The organism is Rasiella sp. SM2506 (assembly GCF_050859505.1).
Taxonomy (GTDB): Bacteria; Bacteroidota; Bacteroidia; order Flavobacteriales; family Flavobacteriaceae; genus Marinirhabdus.
In genome coordinates this window covers 2,396,229-2,410,843 of the sequence record NZ_CP193934.1, presented here as the reverse complement: position 1 = coordinate 2,410,843, position 14,615 = coordinate 2,396,229, and the positions used below count along the sequence as shown (strand labels likewise).

The window sequence follows — 14,615 nt, the reverse complement described above, 5'->3', positions numbered from 1 at the left end:
GGCGGGTATCTTTTAAATTATTAATATTAAATTTATGTAGATGCAATAGGTTTTGACTGCGCTCAACCTGACATCGCAAATTTCCTAGTTCTGAAAGTATCCTTTCATAATACCACGCTTCGAGTTTTTGATAAACTGAAGGATTTCATCACGTTCTGGAGTTGCTTCCATTTCTGCTTCAATAATTTCTGAAGCTTGAGTGGTATTGTATGTCTTTTGATATAAGATTCGGTAAATATTCTGAATCTCCTGAATTTTATTAGTATCAAATCCGCGACGTCTTAATCCAATTGAATTAATACCCACATACGACAATGGTTCCCGGGCAGCTTTTACAAATGGTGGCACATCTTTCCGAACCAAAGAACCTCCTGTTACAAAGGCGTGATTACCAATCATACAAAACTGATGTACAGCCGTCATCCCAGCTAAAATCACGTGGTTCCCCACAGTAATATGTCCTGCTAAGGTACTATTGTTAGAAAAGATACAGTTATCGCCTACAAAGCAATCGTGTGCAATGTGACAGTAGGCCATAATTAAACAATTATTACCAATTACAGTTTTTCCTCTGTCTACGGTACCACGATTTACAGTTACATATTCTCTAATGGTTGTATTATCGCCAATTTCTGCGGTAGTCTCTTCATCTTGAAATTTCAAATCCTGTGGAATAGCAGAGATTACAGCTCCTGGAAAAATATTACAATTCTTCCCAATTCGGGCGCCTTCCATGATGGTCACGTTAGAACCAATCCACGTTCCCTCGCCAATTACAACATTATTATGTATGGTTGTAAACGGCTCTATCACCACATTTTTGGCAATTTTTGCCCCTGGGTGTACATACGCTAACGGTTGGTTCATGTGTTTTTGGTTTTTACAATTTGAGCCATTAATTCGGCTTCGGTTACTAATTTGTCATTGGCATAGGCATTTCCTCGCATATGCACAATTCCTCTTCTAATTGGGGTAATTAATTCGAGTTTAAAAAACAACGTATCTCCTGGATTTACCTGTTGCTTAAATTTCACATTATTTATTTTCATAAAAAACGTCAAATAATTTTCAGGATCTGGAACAGTGCTTAGCGCTAGAATTCCGCCAGTTTGCGCCATTGCTTCTACTATAAGTACGCCTGGCATTACTGGAGCTCCTGGAAAATGCCCAACAAAGAACGGTTCGTTCATGGTTACATTCTTCAATCCAATTACATGAGTGTCACTCAACTCCAAAATTTTGTCAACAAACAAAAATGGGGGACGGTGAGGCAGCATATCCATAATAGCATTCACATCTTTAGCAGGCGTTGCATGCGGATTGAATTTTGGAATGTTATTTCGCTTTTCAAGTTTTATACGTTGAGAAAGCTTTTTTGCAAATTGAGTATTTACAAAATGTCCCGGTTTGTTAGCAATTACTTTTCCGCGAATGCGTGTTCCAACCAATGCCAAATCTCCAATAACATCCAACAGCTTGTGTCTTGCGGCTTCATTAGGGTAATGCAGTGTAAGGTTGTCTAATATTCCGTTAGGCTTTACTGAAATTTTATCTTTTTTGAAGGCATTTCGCAATTTCTCCATCGTTTCTGGAGAAAGCTCTTTGTCTACATATACAATAGCATTGTTTAAATCGCCACCTTGAATAAGACCGTGATCCAGCAACATTTCAATTTCGTGCAAAAAGCTGAAGGTTCTCGCATCTGCAATTTCGGTTTTGAAGTCTTTCAAATCCTTTAACGATGCATTTTGTGTTCCCAGGACTTTTGTGCCAAAATCGACCATGGTGGTCACTTGGTAATCGTCTGAGGGTATAATGGTAATTTCGCTTCCAGACTCTTCATCCAGATAGGAAATTACTTCCGTTACCACATACTCATTTCTTGGCTGGTCTTGTTCGACAATACCTGCTTTTTCAATAGCTTCCACAAAATATTTTGAAGACCCATCCATTATAGGTGGTTCAGAAGCATTCAGTTCCAGAATACAATTATCTACTTGCATTCCTACCAAAGCAGCTAAAACGTGCTCCGAAGTCTGAATTTTTACGCCTCGTTTTTCCAGGTTGGTTCCACGTTGGGTATTTACCACATAATTAGCATCTGCTTCAATCACGGGGCTTCCTTCCAAATCTACACGAACAAAGGTATAGCCGTGATTTGTGGGAGCAGGTTTAAAGATAAGTGTCACCTCTTTTCCCGTGTGAAGTCCTACTCCAGTGAGTGTGACTTCTTTTGCGATCGTGGTTTGCATAGGTGCGTTACAATCAGTCATTTTTTAGTTTTTTTTCAATATCGTTAAAGCGTAGCATGGTACTGGATAAGTTTTTAAAATGTACGTAGCTCTTGTTGTAGTCACCATAATTAAACGCTGGAGAGCCTTGTAATGTTTCATTGTCTTTTACGTTGCGACCAATGCCACTTTGCGCCTGTATGCGAACATTATTACCAATAGTTAAGTGGCCTGCAAAACCTACCTGACCGCCAATCTGGCAACCTTCTCCAATTTTTGTTGAGCCAGCAATTCCCGTTTGTGCTGCAATTACAGTGTTTTTACCAATCTCTACATTATGAGCAATCTGTATTTGGTTGTCTAGCTTAACCCCTTTACGGATAATGGTAGAACCCAACGTTGCTCGGTCAATAGTGGTTCCTGCTCCTACGTCCACGTTATCTTCTATAATTACATTTCCGGTTTGAGGCACTTTAGTGTATTCGCCTTTTTCATTTGGAGTATAACCAAATCCGTCTGCTCCTATGATCACACCACTATGTATAAGACAATTATTGCCAATACTCGTTTCAGAATAAATTTTAGCCCCTGCAAAAACAACGACATTATCACCTATTTGAACGTTATCACCAATATACACGTTAGGATAAATCTTTGCATTTTTACCTATAGTTACGTTATCTCCCAGGTAGCAAAAAGCGCCCAAATAAATATCTTCGGGATAGCTGGCACTTTCAGAAATAAAGACGGGTTGCTCAATTCCCGTTTTATTCATCTTTACCTGGTTGTAATATTCCAACAACATAGAAAACGCTTTATAGGCATCTTCCACTTTAATCAAGGTGGTGGTAATGGGATTTTCAGCAATAAAATCGGCATTCACAATTGTGACCGAAGCTTGCGTAGTGTAAATATAAGAAGTGTATTTAGGATTGGCCAAAAAGGTTAAACTCCCTTCTGTCCCTTCTTCAATTTTCGATAATTTAGAAACTTCGGCGTCTTCATTTCCCTCTACTTCGCCGTTTAAAATTCCTGCAATCTGGCTGGCTTTAAATTTCATTTATAGGTTTCAAGATTTGCAAATATAAAAAAAGGATTGCTAATGTGCTTTGGGATAGCATAGATAATATTTTACCACCTTCTTAGAGAGCGCTTCTATGTTTAATTGGTCGCTCGCTTTGGCTACATCTATCACCTTTCCTGTTTTTGTAATTAGGTTTATCGTGTCTTTCTTCATATCGTATGCCTGATTCTCTATAAGACCCTCAAAAACGAAATACGTTACTTCTTCGTGGGTTAAATTGTATTTCTCCATCACTTCAGATCGTTTTTCTTCCATTTTTTCTTTCGGAATGGGTTTTTTCTTCAACTTTATCTTTAGTAAATCTCTGTTTAGCAGCATTTTTGATAGCTCGCTAAGCACAAAATCTTCATGATGAACCCAAGTTTTCATGGCCGAAACAATATCATAATCGTCTAATGTGGCAAAGGTGTCTAATATTTCAGCTGAAAAGTCTTGAGCCGAAACATGGTTCCGAAGAAAATAGGAAAGCGCTGTACTTGCTGGCACCTCAGCTCCCTTATCTGAAAGATACTTAGCACGTTTTAGCATTTTTACCAACAATTGTTCTGCCACCAAACTTGTTTTATGCAAATACACCTGCCAATACATTAGTCTACGGGCAACGATAAATTTTTCTACGGAATAAATTCCCTTTTCCTCTACCATCAAGGCATCATCTTTTACGTAAAGCATGGCTATAAGGCGTTCACTATTTACAGCACCTTCGCTTACGCCCGTGTAAAAACTGTCGCGACGTAAGTAGTCCAGCCTATCCATATCTAATTGTCCAGACACCAATTGATGTAAGAACTTACGAGGGTATTCGTTTTTAAAAATTTTAATCGCTACCGTAAGCGCACCTTTAAACTCTTTATTTAATTCCTCCATCATCCACAGAGAAATCTGCTCGTGGGAAATATTCTCTACAATGCTATGTTCCATGGCATGGCTAAAAGGTCCGTGGCCAATATCATGTAATAAGATAGCAATGTACAGCGCGTCTTCTTCTGTTGTAGAGATTTCGGTATTTTTAGAGCGTAAAACGCGCACTGCCTTCTCCATTAAGAACATAGCGCCCAAAGCGTGGTGAAAACGGGTGTGATGAGCTCCTGGATAGACCAAATAGCTCATCCCCATTTGGGAGATCCGGCGTAATCGCTGAAAGAAGCGATGCTCTATTAATTCGAAAATAAGTTTGTTCGGTACGGTAATGAAGCCGTAGATGGGATCGTTAATGATTTTTAGTTTTTTTCTGGTCGTCAAAATTTAACCTTTAATTAGCTTTTCTAAGATACTTGCATAGTAATTTTGAGGTTATTACTACTAGCAAGATTTATATTCTGAAAAATTCAGTTTCTATAACATCCACATTTCTTCCATAACGCTAAGGAGAACGACAACAAATATACATATATGAACGATATAAAAGTACTTTGGGTAGACGACGAAATAGATTTACTAAAACCCCATATTATCTTCTTAGAAAATAAGAATTACAAAGTAACAACCGCTAAAAGTGGTACCGAAGCTTTGGAAGAAATTGAGAAAGAAAATTTTGATATCGTCTTTCTGGATGAAAATATGCCAGGACTCACAGGACTTGAAACCCTTGCCGAATTAAAAGAAAAACAAGCCTCACTTCCTGTAGTGATGATCACCAAGAGTGAAGAGGAGTATATCATGGAAGAAGCTATTGGTAGTAAAATTGCCGACTATCTCATTAAACCTGTAAATCCTCACCAGATTTTATTGAGTTTAAAAAAGAATTTAGACCATTCCAGGTTAATTTCAGAAAAAACAACATCTAGCTATCAGCAGGAATTTAGAAAAATTGCGATGGATATGTCTATGATAAATTCCTACGAAGGCTGGGTAGAGTTGTATCAAAAACTGGTGTATTGGGAATTGCAGCTGGAAGATATTGAAGATACCGGTATGTTTGAAATTTTAGAATCTCAAAAAACAGAGGCTAATACTCAATTCTGCAAATATATAGATAAGAACTATCCATCCTGGTTTGAAGATGACGGTGATGCGCCAATTATGTCTCACACACTTTTTAGAGAACGTATTATGCCAGAGGTAGACAAAGGCCCAACACTATTGGTGGTAGTTGATAATCTTCGATACGACCAATGGAAAGCATTTGAACCTTTTGTTTCTAATAGCTACAAGAAATCCAAAGAAGAAATGTTTTGTAGTATCCTGCCTACGGCGACGCAATACTCCAGGAATGCCATTTTCTCCGGACTTATGCCTAGCGAGATGGAAAAACTACACCCGGACTATTGGCTAAATGACACAGAAGAAGGTGGAAAAAACATGTTTGAAAAGCAATTTTTAGAGGCTCAATTAAAACGTTTAAATAAAAATTTAAACTGGAGTTATCATAAAATTTCTAGTTTAAAACAGGGGAAAAGGCTTTCAGACAACTTTAAAAGTCATAAAGATGAAGATTTAATAGCCGTAGTTTACAATTTTGTAGATATGCTATCGCATTCTAAAACTGAAATGGAAGTTATTAAAGAACTAGCTTCTACCGATAAATCTTACCGTTCTCTTACGCAAAGCTGGTTTAAGAACAGCCCGCTTATGGAAATTATTACGCAAGCCTCTAATCTTGGTTTTAAACTAATAATTACCACAGATCATGGGACTATTAATGTAAAAAACCCAAGTAAAGTGATTGGTGATAAGAACACAAGTTTAAATTTACGTTACAAAACTGGTAAAAGTCTTACCTATGAAGATAAGGACGTATTGGCTGCGAAGAACCCTAAAGCAATTCACCTTCCTACTATAAATATGAGCAGCTCTTTTATTTTCGCTAAGGGTGACCTATTCTTTGCCTATCCCAACAACTACAACCATTACGTAGGGTACTACAGAAACACCTACCAGCATGGGGGCGTTTCTTTAGAAGAAATGATCATACCCTTCGCTGTTTTAGAGCCTAAACAATAAATTAGATTCTTTATTTGTAAGAATATTCTTCAATATGTGAATTTCAACGATTATATTTGTTTATTATCGTTGAAATTCACATATATTCGCTTTTGTTAAAATTTATGAAACACACCTTTACACTACAAGAATTACCAGAAGTTGCTGGTAAAGTGCTATTGGAAGCTACTACAAAAATCCTCTTATTTTATGGAGGAATGGGTGTTGGCAAAACAACATTCATCAATGTTTTAGCTCAGCAACTTGGTGTAAAAGAAGCTTTAAGCAGTCCAACATTCTCTATTGTGAATGAATATGTACTAGCTAATGAGAAAGTATATCATTTTGATTGTTACCGATTGGAAAGTGAAGAAGAAGCTTTGGATATTGGGATAGAAGATTATTTAGATACAGGTCATTGGTGTTTAATAGAATGGCCAGAAAAAATTGAAACATTGTTGCCCGATACGGTAACGAAGATAGAACTAACAAAAAACCAAAATGGAAGTAGAACCGTATATATAGAAAATTGCCTATGAAATAAAGATTGCAGCTAGACATATATTATTAGTTACCCTTAAGTGAATTTGCCCCAAATCGAATACTTTTAAGCAGGATTTTTTTTGCCTAAAGCCAAACCCACTAAGATACGCCGATAATAGTCCTAATACTTGTGTTTTTTCGTGCTAAGTTTGTACTATAAACCTCACAAAAACTAGTATTATGAAACTTAAAAACTACCTTTTTTTAGCAGCAATCTTCAGTGCAACTCTATTTGTATCTTGTACTCCAGAAAGTATCGAAGATGAAACAACAGAACAGCAAATTGTCAACCCCGATATCCCGAGACAAGGGTAGGAAAATCCTTTTTATTGGAGGAATAATTGTGATTTTAATTGCAATAACTCCATTTATATTTTATTCATACAAAAGTTTCCCAGAAGATTCAAATTCTTGGGAAACTTCTTTTTTTACAATAAATACAAGTTATAATAGTGTTATGCACTTAGCTTGGTATGTTTCTGGTAAAGCTGTTCCATTATTACTACTCTTTATTTGGTTTTTTACTTGTAAGCACTGGTGGCATTGGATAATTTTGGTGCCACTTGCTATGTATTCATTTCAATTGTGGGGGATTATAAATGAAAGTGGTGGATTTGATGAGGTTGAACTTATCTATATAATACCTTTAATGATGGTTTTGGTTCCAATAGTATACTTGATTAGAGCAAAATTATTTTCCAGAATTAGAGGCAACGATCTTGAAGAGTTTGAAGAAGAATTAGGCCGCAAAAGAACCATTTGGCATCAGATTATGGATTTGTTTAGGTAAAAATTATCCCGTATTTTCCTCCAATTTCTTTAAATAATACGATGGATAAATTCCATATAATTTATAAAAAGCTTTTGAAAAGGATTCTGCATTTTTATAACCGCACTCTTCTGCTATTGCTTTTATAGTGTATCTTCTATATGCTTTATTACTAAACAACTCATCTACAGCATACCCAATACGAAGTTCGTGTAAATATTGCGAAAAGTTTTTTTCCAGTTTTAAATTAATCACTCTGGAGAGATAATTGGAATTGGTCTTAAATTTTTTTGCTAAACTTTGCAGTGTAATTTCTGCATCCAAATATTTATGTTGTCGTTCAAAACGGTCTAGTTTTTCTAAGATATCTTCTACGACTTCTGTAGAAAGTTCGTTTTGCGGATTATTGTTATATAATGGTAGGACGCTCTTGCCATTTCTTTGTGCTAGTAGTTTTTCAAATCTTTTTTTGTATACCAAACGTTTTCTGATGTAATAAAATAATAAACATAAAGATGCAGTTAAAGCAGTTAATGCTAAATAGAGTTTCGGATCTGGGGTTTGGTTTTCCTTTGTTAATTGCTTTATTAAAGTTTCTCTTTCTGCTAACAACTTAGGTGTTTCAAATTGAGTAAGCATTTTAGAGTCAAAAAAACTATATCTACTTTTTAATATACTATCAACAATAATTATCTTTTCAAGATATTCTAACTGCTTATTGAAATCTCCCGTTGATTTACTATATTCTATCAGTTTTTCATAAACTAATCTTTCGTAAGGAAAAAATTCTTTCATTCCACGATTTACAAATGAAGAATCTATTTTTTCTAAGATATAAACAGCTTCATTTTTATCTGACACTTCATACTGTGCTAGTCCATCAAAAATCAATACGTCATATAAATAGCCTAATTGAATTATAGTATCATTCTTTAATAAACTTTCACTCTGTTTGATAACATTTAAATATTTACCATTGTAATAATCAATTTCTAATTTAGCAGCTAAACTCCAAGCGATAAAAGAGTTGGATCGTTTTGAAGGATATAAAATCGAAGTCGAAAACAATTTTTTATTATAATATTCAGCAGAATCTAATTTCTTTAAATTAACAAAACAATGAGCAAAATTTTGATAAGAATAGCATAAATCGATATTTAACAGACTATCAATATTAAAAAATTTTGACCCTCTAGATTCGCTTCTCCTTTTTTCTTTGTAAAAATCAGAGAGAATAAATTTATGTGCTTCCCTCTGGAGACTAAGTGCTTCTTCTGCATCACCCCAAACTGCTTTGTAAAAAACCAATCTATTAAATGAAAAATTTTGTAATGAATTATTCTCAGATTTTACGGCAAGATCATAACCAATTTTCATATTTAAGAAAAAGTTATTAAAATCATCAAGTTTCTTATAATTGCTTGCCTTGATAAAATACCCATTAGCTGGATAAAAATTATGCTTTTGATTTTTAGAAATCTCAATCAAACTATCCGTAAATGCAATATTCTTCTCTGGATGAAAAATACGGGCCAATCGATCATAACCCCGAGCCATTTTTATGGTGTCTTTTTGTTTACGGGCACGGTCTAAATACGTTCTGGCTATTTTTTCTTGTGTTGTAGAGTCACCATCATTTTTATCGAATAAGGTAAGCAGTGGCTCGTCTCCAAGCTTATCCAGGTCGGACTGCTTCAGGTTCTGAGCATTACTCGCCAAACAGATACTTAAACTGAAAAGGCAGGTGCTAATAAACGAACGGATTTGTTGATTGGTCATAATCTAAGAATTCCCCTACATAAATATAGTAAAATTTGAAGCTCGGAAACCGTAGAAGTTGTATGTAAGCAATTCCTATTTATTTAAAATACTGAAATACAGCTATTTAAGTGAATCACTATAGGTCGTAATTCACGAATTACGGGTGGATAATTCTTGAAACGCGAGTACATTCCCTTGATTTTTAGAAAATTATACCACACCTTTAAACTAATAATTTCAAAAAAACCGCCCCAAACGTGCTCAAATAACTGGGGAGTTGTGAGAAACGGATTAAGGCGGTTCATTACAATTTCTAACTTAAAAATTATAACATGGCAAGAAGATAAATTATATAAAAGAGAAAGCTTCTACCAGGTAGAAGCTCTCACAGTGTGTGTAGAAATAAACTTTTGTTTATATCTTTAGCTAAGATATGTAAATTTTAGAAGATAACCAAAGGTTTGTTTCCGTGCTAAGCTAGGCACGAAAATCCAGCCGCGGGAACCGAAAAGCGTATGAGTAGGTGTTTATTAAAATTTTATATTATGAGAAGTTTAAAACAAACAGTTATAATCTTGATATTTTTATCTACAGTTGTTGGCTTGGCTCAGAAATCATATACAGAAGAGTCTGTAAAAACTGCCTTGAAACAAGGTTTTGTAGAGTTTGTAGACGATGTCCGACCTGCTTATTCAAAAGGAGATACGTATCTCAACTTTAAACAAAAAGCTCTGTTAGGCAAGGTTAAACCGACTAGTTATATATTACCGCCGGTGCCAGTAGAAGGAGAAGATCTTCTGAAAAAGGCATATCAGTTTTTAGCCGCAAATTATTCCTCGAAACAACTTTTGGAAAACGCGGACTACAAAGTATACGGAAAAGCAATAATGTTTATTCATAATTATTCTAAGAATAATAACAGAGAAGTAAGCGATGGAGAAATAGCTTTGTTTGGTGGTAATGAACAATTATTAGACGATAATACACTAATTGCAAGCTCTAGAGGTGTGTGCAAGTGGTGGCAACTCTCTTGTCATTTAAATCAAATTTTCGGAAATGGTGGTGGAGGACAAATCCTGCAAATAATTATTGATCTTATAATTATTCTGATATTGTAATTAAAATAAAAATTAAACTGACCCTTTATGTTGAACGCAGTTAAACAGTTCTATCTTACTAACAATATTCATATAGAATAGTACTGCGTTCAATTTAACTAATCTCTATTAATGTTTTAAAACAATATATATGAAACATTTTATTCTATGCCTATCTCTTTTATCTTTATTTAGTTGTAAAAATTTACTACTGAATACAAGCTTTAAAATAATGGGGATTTATGATGATTTCGCAAAAATGCACATCGCGAACTCAACTTCAAAAACAATTGTTTTGTTACCAACACACCATTTAGGAACACCAAGTTATTATGACGATTTACATAAAAAAATGGACTCTCTTAGCGCTCTTAATTACTTTTTTTATACTGAAAAAGTAAAAGCAGATGGAGCTAATGATACCTTACTGAGAAAATTTAGAAAATTTTTAGGAAGCCCTGTAGCTGGAGATGGTTACAAACATATTATCGATTCTATAGTGGGTAAAAAACATAAAATTAAACTTAAAAAGGAAATCATAGACCAGCCTTCTTATGACGAACTTGGAGTGCCGGTAGATCAATCAGAAAATGTGGACGCAACCTTAGAAGAACTTATGAATTATTATGAAACTACATATGGCAAAATTGAATTAGCACCTTGCGATTTTGAAACTTCCGTTTTGGAAGAATCAAACTGTAGTAAATTCAAAGTTCCTAAAGATATTAGAAATGATGTTATTATGGATTTTAGAAATAATATTGTTTTAAAAAGAATTGATGTTGAAACACATGATAAAATTGCCATAATTTATGGAGACGCCCATACACCAGGTCTTCTGCAAGGATTAAAAAATAGGGGCTACCAAATTGACGAGTAAATAGTTTTCGTAAAATTTAATTGGAGCACCCCACACAGTTAACTCCCCTTTCGTTACACATTAAAACTTTATTATGAAAGTGACCTTCACCACCGCTCTGGTGCTGTGCATAGGCTTTATATGCCTATCCCAAAGTAAATCTATATTAGCAACGACTTCCTTTAACGGCTTTCATTGTGACGGCAAACAAGGTATTTGCGATATAGACAGTAACAATCGTTCTGCAGCCAACACTACACTTGTGTTACAGCCAGATAACAAGCTCATATTTACGATGGACCGCCAAAATTTGTCTCAGGCAACTCAAGAAAAAATTACAGGTATAAATCCGTTAAATATAAATAAATCAACAACCTATTATTTTAAGGTTCCGCAAATATTTACTTTGCCACAGGCCTTAAAAAATTCATTATCTGAGAGTGGTAATCAATTAAGCATATCAAAAGGGTCCTACCCTATCTTAATTACAGAAAATACATTCACTATAATCTTCAATCTAGAATGATATGGTACGTTGCTTCTTTTTAATAGCTTTTATGGCAAGTTTTGGATTGCCCCAAAATTTGCGAGCCAATTCGTCTGTTAACGAAGAAATTGATTCTATTCTAGTAGAGTTATATACCACAATCGTGCAACGAACTGCCATATTTGAAATCGAGCAAACAAAACTTGAAAATAAACTACAAACAATAAACCACACACTACAGGAAGCCCAAACAACCGAAGGAAAGATAAATTTGCTTCTGGCGAAAGATATCATTAAAGAACAAATTGCTCTGGAAACCAGTCTCTATCTCTCAGATATTGCCAAAATAAGGTATTTAAAAGGGCTCCAGATTATCAAAATACTTTATGAGAAAACATTATCCCTGGACCATCACTTTTCATCAGTAGCCACCTTAAACGAAATCAGTAAAATTTCCAATCCCAACAACTATTCAGAATTCCAGGATGTGAAAAAAACTTTAGTAGACAAAAGAGACAAGAAATCTGGATTCAATATTTCTACCTTACTGGGAAATAATATTTATACGTCTGTGATTCATTCTTTCGTTTCTCTGTTTACCAGTAATACTACCTCAGTTTCAGAAAAAGAAGCGAATTTAAAAAACGTGGAATGTATCTTAGATTTCACTCTTAGAATGCACAACGACCTCAATACCATCTATTTTGAAACAGCTTTTCTCCAAAAAAGCAACGAAAGCATTATGACTGAGCTGGAACAACTGTTTAAAGATTACACCCAACCCATTAAATATAAAACGGCATTAAAAGAATGTAGAGAAAATGACGATTGGAGTATCATAGGTGAAGAATTAAATACATATCTCGACACTTTAAATGCTACTATTACGGCTGGTGATAAACCTTCAAAAGTGAGAACGATGCAAATCAATCTTCAGTTCCCTATAGACAGGCTCTTGCAATTTATTACCCAATACAATGCCTTTATAGACCAAGGTTCTAAATTTTATGAAAAGTTCGGCATTATGCTAAGTAGTTATGAAAACGAAAAACAGTGTGCCAATAAAATCCCTATTGAATACCAAAACATGAAAAAAAATGTAGCTTTATCCATAGAAAAATTCAACACTGCCTACAAACCCATTGAAATCAATGGAAGTAAACTAAAACAATTACTCTATGGCATCAGCGAATATGATTAAAGAATAAATTTTAAATTCAGAATTCAGAATTATATTAGTAACTTGGTGCAACCAACCGAAGGACTATGCAACAACCCTCTTCCCCTTTTACCAAGGCGCAATTACTTCCACAGGAAGAAAAACTAGAGATTTCTAAACAAAAAGGTGAACTTTTTATTGGGCTTCCAAAAGAAACCTATTTTCAAGAAAAAAGAATATGCCTAACCCCAGATGCCGTTGGAGCTATGGTCGCCCACGGTCACAGAGTTTTGGTCGAAAAAGGTGCAGGAGAAGAAGCTGGTTTTAGTGACAATGAATATAGTGAAGCCGGCGCAAAACTTACTAGTGACAAACATCAGGTTTTTGGTTGCCCGATTATATTGAAAGTAGAACCCCCTACTTTAGATGAGTTGGAACTTATGAAACCGAAAACGGTGCTTATATCTGCCCTTCAGCTTAAAACTAGGCAAGAATCTTACTTTAAAGCACTTGCAAAGAAAAAAATAACGGCATTAGGTTTTGAATTTATAAAAGATGAAGACCAGAGTTATCCAGCTGTAAAAGCACTAAGTGAAATCGCTGGCACTGCTGCTGTTCTCATAGCTTCAGAATTAATGGTAAATGCAAAAAAAGGGAACGGACTTCTCTTCGGGAATATTAGTGGTGTTCCACCTGTTGAAGTTGTTGTGATAGGAGCAGGAACTGTAGGTGAATATGCAGTGAGATCGGCTTTGGGATTAGGAGCAAGCGTAAAGGTGTTTGACAGCTCTTTAACAAAACTCCGTACATTACAAGCCAATGTTGGCAGGCCTTTATACACTTCTACCATTCAACCAAAAAATTTATTGAAAGCACTTCGCCGTTGCGATGTAGCCATTGGCGCCGTTAGAGGTAAAAACAGATCTCCCATAATTGTTACCAAAACAATGGTGGAAAACATGAAAAAAGGAGCTGTTATTATTGACGTTAGCGTAGATATGGGAGGTTGTTTTGAGACCACTGAAGTAACCTCTCACGACGAACCAACACAAATAACAAATGGTGTAATCCATTATGGTGTTCCTAATATTCCTGCACGATATCCTAAAACGGCTTCTATATCTATAAGCAATATTTTTACACCGTATTTACTGGATATTGCCGAAAATGGTGGTCTGGAAAATGCCATTCGTTTTGACAGTGGTCTGCGAAATGGTTTGTATTTTTACCGCGGCATTTTAACCAACAAAGCCGTGGCAGATTGGTTCGATATGTCTTGGAGTGATATTAATTTGCTCATATACTAAAAGCAACATTTTCATGAAGGTAATCCAGCGTTTCGCCTACTACGGCGCAGGTTTTATTGTAGGTCTTATCATTTTATTTTTCTTTCTAGGAGGTAAAAAAACCAGTTGCGATTATGGTTTTGATGCACGAACGTTGAAAGATATCCGAACTAAAAAAATTGAATTTTCTGCTGAAAGCGATGTCACGCGAAATAAATTTCAACTCGATACTGCAGCTATTCAAACCATTTTAAGAAAAGGTGATGTAGATTTCTCTGAAACCGATAGAAAGTTAGACTCTTGTAAAATCTACTTGATAGATGGAAAAGTAAAAGAGCAAAAATTGCAACTCCGAATTCAAAATTGCAACAAAACTGCAACCGTACTAGCTATTAAGGAAGTAAAGTAGTTTGTGGT

At 35.2% G+C, this 14,615-nt stretch carries 14 protein-coding genes; 9 read left to right on the top strand and 5 right to left on the bottom strand.

The window, feature by feature from the left end; genetic code table 11:
* Nucleotides 1-84: 84 nt before the first annotated feature.
* From lpxA to ACQ2HF_RS10905, 4 genes are read right to left on the bottom strand one after another with little or no spacing between them, the layout of a single operon-like run.
* Nucleotides 85-867, bottom strand: a complete 783-nt coding sequence (gene lpxA / locus ACQ2HF_RS10920) for an acyl-ACP--UDP-N-acetylglucosamine O-acyltransferase (protein ID WP_432410452.1) — start codon at nucleotides 865-867, stop codon at nucleotides 85-87.
* Nucleotides 864-2,273 carry a bifunctional UDP-3-O-[3-hydroxymyristoyl] N-acetylglucosamine deacetylase/3-hydroxyacyl-ACP dehydratase gene (locus ACQ2HF_RS10915; protein ID WP_432410451.1) on the bottom strand — a complete coding sequence of 470 codons (1,410 nt, stop codon included), beginning with the start codon at nucleotides 2,271-2,273 and terminating at the stop codon, nucleotides 864-866. The genes lpxA and ACQ2HF_RS10915 overlap by 4 nt, the downstream gene beginning before the upstream one ends.
* On the bottom strand, nucleotides 2,266-3,291 hold the full coding sequence (lpxD, locus tag ACQ2HF_RS10910) for a UDP-3-O-(3-hydroxymyristoyl)glucosamine N-acyltransferase (protein ID WP_432410450.1): 1,026 nt from the start codon (nucleotides 3,289-3,291) through the stop codon (nucleotides 2,266-2,268). Before lpxD ends, ACQ2HF_RS10915 begins: the two co-directional genes overlap by 8 nt.
* A 39-nt stretch (nucleotides 3,292-3,330) precedes the next feature.
* Nucleotides 3,331-4,557: an HD domain-containing protein gene (locus tag ACQ2HF_RS10905; RefSeq protein WP_432410449.1), complete on the bottom strand. Its 1,227-nt coding sequence runs from the start codon at nucleotides 4,555-4,557 to the stop codon at nucleotides 3,331-3,333.
* Between the two features lie 150 nt (nucleotides 4,558-4,707).
* On the opposite strand from ACQ2HF_RS10905, the gene ACQ2HF_RS10900 reads away from it, so the two are divergent.
* The 3 genes from ACQ2HF_RS10900 to ACQ2HF_RS10890 all read left to right on the top strand — a co-directional run bounded on the left by ACQ2HF_RS10900 (nucleotide 4,708) and on the right by ACQ2HF_RS10890 (nucleotide 7,570).
* Nucleotides 4,708-6,258 (top strand): PglZ domain-containing protein, encoded by a 1,551-nt coding sequence (locus ACQ2HF_RS10900; RefSeq protein WP_432410448.1) that lies wholly within the window; start codon nucleotides 4,708-4,710, stop codon nucleotides 6,256-6,258.
* Nucleotides 6,259-6,362: 104 nt separating this feature from the next.
* Nucleotides 6,363-6,776 (top strand): tRNA (adenosine(37)-N6)-threonylcarbamoyltransferase complex ATPase subunit type 1 TsaE, encoded by a 414-nt coding sequence (tsaE, locus tag ACQ2HF_RS10895; protein WP_432410447.1) that lies wholly within the window; start codon nucleotides 6,363-6,365, stop codon nucleotides 6,774-6,776.
* Between the two features lie 266 nt (nucleotides 6,777-7,042).
* Nucleotides 7,043-7,570 carry a hypothetical protein gene (locus tag ACQ2HF_RS10890; protein WP_432410446.1) on the top strand — a complete coding sequence of 176 codons (528 nt, stop codon included), beginning with the start codon at nucleotides 7,043-7,045 and terminating at the stop codon, nucleotides 7,568-7,570.
* A 3-nt stretch (nucleotides 7,571-7,573) separates the two neighbouring features.
* Here ACQ2HF_RS10890 and ACQ2HF_RS10885 read toward each other — a convergent pair whose 3' ends face one another.
* A complete protein-coding gene (locus tag ACQ2HF_RS10885; protein ID WP_432410445.1) occupies nucleotides 7,574-9,328 on the bottom strand; it encodes a helix-turn-helix domain-containing protein in 1,755 nt (584 codons plus the stop codon).
* A gap of 527 nt (nucleotides 9,329-9,855) precedes the next feature.
* Here ACQ2HF_RS10885 and ACQ2HF_RS10880 point away from each other — a divergent pair.
* From ACQ2HF_RS10880 to ACQ2HF_RS10855, 6 genes are all read left to right on the top strand, one after another.
* Nucleotides 9,856-10,428, top strand: coding sequence for a hypothetical protein (locus ACQ2HF_RS10880; protein WP_432410444.1), 573 nt, complete (start codon nucleotides 9,856-9,858; stop codon nucleotides 10,426-10,428).
* Nucleotides 10,429-10,558: 130 nt separating this feature from the next.
* Nucleotides 10,559-11,287, top strand: a complete 729-nt coding sequence (locus ACQ2HF_RS10875) for a hypothetical protein (protein WP_432410443.1) — start codon at nucleotides 10,559-10,561, stop codon at nucleotides 11,285-11,287.
* Nucleotides 11,288-11,360: 73 nt separating this feature from the next.
* Entirely contained in the window at nucleotides 11,361-11,792 is a 432-nt protein-coding gene (locus tag ACQ2HF_RS10870; RefSeq protein WP_432410442.1) for a hypothetical protein, read from the top strand.
* Nucleotide 11,793: 1 nt separating this feature from the next.
* Nucleotides 11,794-12,954, top strand: a complete 1,161-nt coding sequence (locus tag ACQ2HF_RS10865; RefSeq protein WP_432410441.1) for a hypothetical protein — start codon at nucleotides 11,794-11,796, stop codon at nucleotides 12,952-12,954.
* Nucleotides 12,955-13,019: 65 nt separating this feature from the next.
* On the top strand, nucleotides 13,020-14,219 hold the full coding sequence (locus tag ACQ2HF_RS10860) for an alanine dehydrogenase (protein WP_432410440.1): 1,200 nt from the start codon (nucleotides 13,020-13,022) through the stop codon (nucleotides 14,217-14,219).
* A 13-nt stretch (nucleotides 14,220-14,232) separates the two neighbouring features.
* Entirely contained in the window at nucleotides 14,233-14,607 is a 375-nt protein-coding gene (locus tag ACQ2HF_RS10855) for a hypothetical protein (RefSeq protein WP_432410439.1), read from the top strand.
* Nucleotides 14,608-14,615: the final 8 nt, after the last annotated feature.

What these genes read in the sequence shown, in the direction of transcription:
- lpxA (WP_432410452.1), bottom strand. Translation starts at nt 867, where the DNA reads ATGAACCAACCGTTAGCGTATGTACACCCAGGGGCAAAAATTGCCAAA.
- ACQ2HF_RS10915 (WP_432410451.1), bottom strand. Translation starts at nt 2,273, where the DNA reads ATGACTGATTGTAACGCACCTATGCAAACCACGATCGCAAAAGAAGTC.
- lpxD (WP_432410450.1), bottom strand. Translation starts at nt 3,291, where the DNA reads ATGAAATTTAAAGCCAGCCAGATTGCAGGAATTTTAAACGGCGAAGTA.
- ACQ2HF_RS10900 (WP_432410448.1), top strand. Translation starts at nt 4,708, where the DNA reads ATGAACGATATAAAAGTACTTTGGGTAGACGACGAAATAGATTTACTA.
- tsaE (WP_432410447.1), top strand. Translation starts at nt 6,363, where the DNA reads ATGAAACACACCTTTACACTACAAGAATTACCAGAAGTTGCTGGTAAA.
- ACQ2HF_RS10890 (WP_432410446.1), top strand. Translation starts at nt 7,043, where the DNA reads ATGAAACAACAGAACAGCAAATTGTCAACCCCGATATCCCGAGACAAG.
- ACQ2HF_RS10885 (WP_432410445.1), bottom strand. Translation starts at nt 9,328, where the DNA reads ATGACCAATCAACAAATCCGTTCGTTTATTAGCACCTGCCTTTTCAGT.
- ACQ2HF_RS10880 (WP_432410444.1), top strand. Translation starts at nt 9,856, where the DNA reads ATGAGAAGTTTAAAACAAACAGTTATAATCTTGATATTTTTATCTACA.
- ACQ2HF_RS10875 (WP_432410443.1), top strand. Translation starts at nt 10,559, where the DNA reads ATGAAACATTTTATTCTATGCCTATCTCTTTTATCTTTATTTAGTTGT.
- ACQ2HF_RS10870 (WP_432410442.1), top strand. Translation starts at nt 11,361, where the DNA reads ATGAAAGTGACCTTCACCACCGCTCTGGTGCTGTGCATAGGCTTTATA.
- ACQ2HF_RS10865 (WP_432410441.1), top strand. Translation starts at nt 11,794, where the DNA reads ATGGTACGTTGCTTCTTTTTAATAGCTTTTATGGCAAGTTTTGGATTG.
- ACQ2HF_RS10860 (WP_432410440.1), top strand. Translation starts at nt 13,020, where the DNA reads ATGCAACAACCCTCTTCCCCTTTTACCAAGGCGCAATTACTTCCACAG.
- ACQ2HF_RS10855 (WP_432410439.1), top strand. Translation starts at nt 14,233, where the DNA reads ATGAAGGTAATCCAGCGTTTCGCCTACTACGGCGCAGGTTTTATTGTA.